The sequence below is a fragment of the Sphingomonas sp. Leaf10 genome, assembly GCF_001421245.1.
GTDB lineage: Bacteria > Pseudomonadota > Alphaproteobacteria > Sphingomonadales > Sphingomonadaceae > Sphingomonas.
In genome coordinates this window covers 33,624-37,458 of sequence record NZ_LMKE01000002.1, presented here as the reverse complement: position 1 = coordinate 37,458, position 3,835 = coordinate 33,624, and the positions used below count along the sequence as shown (strand labels likewise).

The following is a 3,835-nucleotide window of genomic DNA, read 5'->3' as shown; positions in this document are numbered from 1 at the left end:
CCTTCCCTCGCAGGCCGACCCACCCCCAGCCCCTCCCTTCCAGGGAGGGGAGCAATTTCGTCGCGTTTCGCATGAATGTCGATCCGGGCTAGTAGAAGCCGGTAGACTCTCGTTGCGATCAAACAGGATAGTCGCAGCGGTCAATACGATTGGGAATAGGCAGTGGCTTCGTTATCCGACTTCATAGCGCTCTATCGGACGATGGGACCCGCAAGGTTCTTTTGCTTCATGGCCATTATCATCGCGATCGGGGTCGGCACCGTAGGCGTATATGAGTGGCTGTCGATCAAGCTGGGATGGCCTGATCGTTATGACTTGAATTGTTATGGCCGGGAATGTCTTTGGGTTGAGCTGTTCCATAGCGGGCGCCTTCTCCACAATGGACGGTGGGATGAACTGCTTCTGTTCGTTTGGCTGTGGCTGATCCCCGGCATCGTCATTGTCGCGGCGGCCATCGTTCTGAAAAGGCGTCGGATCACACATCGGCAGAGCCGGATCAAACCAATGCGGTAGAAACGGGGATTGGCAGCGCAAACGCCGCAGGACAGCATAAACCTCAAGCCCCCTACTGGTTTGCCGCCGCCGGCACCCCATATACGATTCGGTTCGCCCGGTATCGACCGAACGGCCCTGCTACCGGCGCCGGCTGGATACTTCTTCCCGCGAGGCCCGGCTGGTCCGCATGCTCGAAATAAGAATGGATCTGCATGCAGGACGATTGGCGCCGGGGCGTTCCGACCCCCAATACGACATCGCGCGCGATGAATGTCACCATCGCCCAGGCGGATGTGGTGGCGCTGTGCCGCAAGCATGACGCATCGATCAGTGCCATCGAAACGCTGCATTCGGGGGGCACGCATGTCGTCCTGCGCAACGGCGAGGGTGCCGAGAAGATGCGCAAGGCGTTCGGCAAAAAGGTCATCACCGGTGCCGTCGTGCGAACGCCGTGGGTGCGGAACGGCTGAACAGACGGGCGACGGCGCATGACGCGCGAAACGCCCGCTTTGACGCGGGCAATCGAACTGGCCGCTTCCGGCGACTATATTTCGGTGAACCATATCCGACAGGCGCTGCGACGCGAGGGCTATACCACGCTGGCACAGGACCTGTCGGGACCGGTAGCCAACCGGGCGATCATCGACGCGTTGCAGGCGGCGATGGCACAGCGCCGTCCATAAGGAACGGTTACCCCCGCCCCAGTCGTCGCGACAGCGTTTCCTTCAGCACCTGTCGCCGCAGCAGCTTGTTGGTCGTGCCGGGCGCGCTCCACCACCAGCCGTCGGCGGCACAAGCCTGCACCGCCTTCACGAAGCGCGCGACGACCTCGGCAAAGGCTGCGTCGTCGTGATTCAGGCTGAAGATCAGGCGGCCGGTGCCGACCCAGCTCAAGGCCAGTCCTTCGGCACGGGCGTAATATTGCAGCATCCAGTTGTAACGTGACGGCGCGGTGTAGAGGATCGTCCACACCGTCTGCATACCCGCCGCGCGGACCGGCAGGTCGGCGGCCGCCATCGCCGCGTTGAACTGGGCGAGGCGCGCGTCCCAGCGGGCGTCGACATCGGCGTACATCGCCTGCACTTCCGCGCTGTCGAGGCGTTCGAGGAACACGTCCATCGCCCCCATCACATAGGGGTGCGCGTTGAACGTGCCGCGTGCGAAGCAGATGTCGGCGGGCGCTTCGGGGCGGAAACGTTTCATCAAATCGGCGCGGCCGCAGACGACGCCGACGGGCAGGCCACCGCCCAATGTCTTGCCATAGGTGACCATGTCGGGCTGCACCCCGAACGCCTGAGCCATGCCGCCCTTCGCCAAGCGGAAGCCCATGAAGACTTCGTCGAAGATCAGGACGATGCCGGCCTTGGTACAGACGTCCCGCAGCTTGACCAGCCAGTCGCGATAGGCGGCGCGATCGACGTGCGCGGAGCGGCTGCTGTCGATCAGCGTCCCGTCGGACGGCGCGCCCTTGTTCGGGTGCATCGCCTGTAGCGGGTTGACCAGCACGCAGGCGATGTCCTTGCGCGTCGCCAGCACGTGCAGCGTCCGGTCGGACATTTCGGACAGCGTCAGCGTGTTGTCGGCCGGGGTCGGATTGCCGATGCCCGGCTGCACATCGCCCCACCAGCCATGATAGGCGCCGGCGAAGCGCACCACGCGGCGGCGGCCGGTGTGATAGCGGGCGAGGCGCACCGCCTGCATCACCGCTTCGGTGCCGGACATGTGGAACGATACCTCGTCCATGCCGCTGATCGTGCGCAGCCGGGCGACGTTGGCGGCGATGACCGGGTGATAGGTGCCGAGCACCGGGCCAAGATCGGCGACGCGCGCCGCCCCTTGCGCAATGCAGTCCTTGTAGAAATCATGGCCGAACAGGTTGACGCCGTAGGAACCGGCCAGGTCGTAGAAGACGTTGCCGTCGAGGTCGGTAGCGGTGACCCCCGACGACGATACGTAGAAGGCACCGGTGGCGAGGCGCTCCCGGACCAGTCGGCTGAACTGGAACGGTACGCGGTAGCGGCCGGTGAATTGCAGGTCGGACAGCCCTTCGCGAAGTTCCCTGGTCGCGGCGACGGTCTTGGCGAAGCGGGCTTCGTACAGTGCCGACAGACGGTCGAAGCCGACGCGGCGCTTTGCGGCGATCTCTGCGGGTGCGTCGTCGGCAGCGAAGAAGCGGGCTTCGTCATAATCATAGAAAGCAATCTGGCGCGCGATGCGTTGGCCCCAGCGGACATGGCCGGTCAGCGAGCCATGCTTGGCGCGGCTGAGGGCGAGGCGGGCGCGGCTCTTGGTAGCGACGAGGCCGGCGGTGCCGGCGGCGAGGACGATGGCGAGTGGCGTCATGACTGACGCGAATATGACGCGATCGGGAAATATTGATGACGGCCATGGACGATATCCGCCCCGCGCCGCCTGCGCCCGCCGCCCCCGCTTTGCCCCGCTGGATCGCGAAGCTGACCGACATCGAATCGGTCAATTACGCGCTGACCAACTGGCTGCCGCGACGCAGCGCAACGCGGGCGATGGGGTGGCTGAGCAAGGTCGAGCAGCCGCTGGTCGCGCGCGCGTCGATCGCGCTGTGGCGGACCTTTTGCGATGTCGACCTGTCCGATGCGGAGGAGACTCGCTGGCCGTCGCTGCACGCCGCGTTCATCCGCCGGTTGCGACCCGGCGCGCGGACGTTCCGGGCGCAGGCCGATCAACTGTCGGCACCGTCGGACGGGATCATCGTCGCTAGCGGGCGAATCGACAGCGACAGCATCGTCCAGGCCAAGGGGCGGCGCTATTCGATCGCCGAGCTGACCGGGGGCGAGAGCGACGCCTATATCGGCGGGAGTTTCGTGACGCTGCGGTTGACGGCCGGCATGTATCACCGGTTCCACAGCCCCCAGGATGCGGTGGTCGAGCGGGTGCGGTATTTCCCGGGCGACTGTTTCAACGTCAATCCGCCCGCGCTCAAGCGAGTCGACCGGCTATATTGTCGTAACGAGCGCGCGACGGTGCGGCTGCGGCTGGGCGACGGGACGCCGGTGTTGCTGGTGCCGGTCGCGGCGATATTGGTCGCGGCGATCCGGCTGACGTTTCTCGATACCGTCCGGCTGCTGCGCGAGCGGGCCAAACCGGTCGCGACGCTGGCGACGCCGGTTGCGCAGGGGGAGGAGATGGGCTGGTTCGAGCATGGCTCGACGATCGTGATGCTGGCGCCCGCGCCGTTCGTGACGGCCGATGGGGTGATGACCGGCGACCGGGTGCGCGCGGGGGAGGTGTTGTTCGATCGGGTGGTGGTGGAGGATATCTGAACTAACTCCCCTCCCTGACAAGGGAGGGGTTGGGGGTGGGT

Annotated in this window: 5 protein-coding genes; 4 read left to right on the top strand and 1 reads right to left on the bottom strand. The window is 65.4% G+C overall.

What is annotated here, in order from left to right:
• The first annotated feature begins 228 nt into the window (after nt 1-228).
• The 3 genes from ASE59_RS04850 (at nt 229) to ASE59_RS04840 (ending at nt 1,178) form a co-directional block, all read left to right on the top strand.
• Nucleotides 229-513, top strand: coding sequence for a hypothetical protein (locus tag ASE59_RS04850; protein ID WP_056453001.1), 285 nt, complete (start codon nt 229-231; stop codon nt 511-513).
• 248 nt (nt 514-761) lie between these two features.
• Nucleotides 762-965 (top strand): hypothetical protein, encoded by a 204-nt coding sequence (locus ASE59_RS04845; protein ID WP_235515646.1) that lies wholly within the window; start codon nt 762-764, stop codon nt 963-965.
• Between the two features lie 18 nt (nt 966-983).
• On the top strand, nt 984-1,178 hold the full coding sequence (locus ASE59_RS04840) for a hypothetical protein (protein ID WP_056452995.1): 195 nt from the start codon (nt 984-986) through the stop codon (nt 1,176-1,178).
• A 7-nt stretch (nt 1,179-1,185) separates the two neighbouring features.
• Here the strand turns inward: ASE59_RS04840 and ASE59_RS04835 are convergent, their stop codons facing one another.
• Entirely contained in the window at nt 1,186-2,838 is a 1,653-nt protein-coding gene (locus ASE59_RS04835) for an aminotransferase class III-fold pyridoxal phosphate-dependent enzyme (RefSeq protein ID WP_056452992.1), read from the bottom strand.
• A 35-nt stretch (nt 2,839-2,873) separates the two neighbouring features.
• On the opposite strand from ASE59_RS04835, the gene asd reads away from it, so the two are divergent.
• Nucleotides 2,874-3,794, top strand: coding sequence for an archaetidylserine decarboxylase (gene asd / locus ASE59_RS04830; RefSeq protein WP_235515645.1), 921 nt, complete (start codon nt 2,874-2,876; stop codon nt 3,792-3,794).
• Nucleotides 3,795-3,835: the final 41 nt, after the last annotated feature.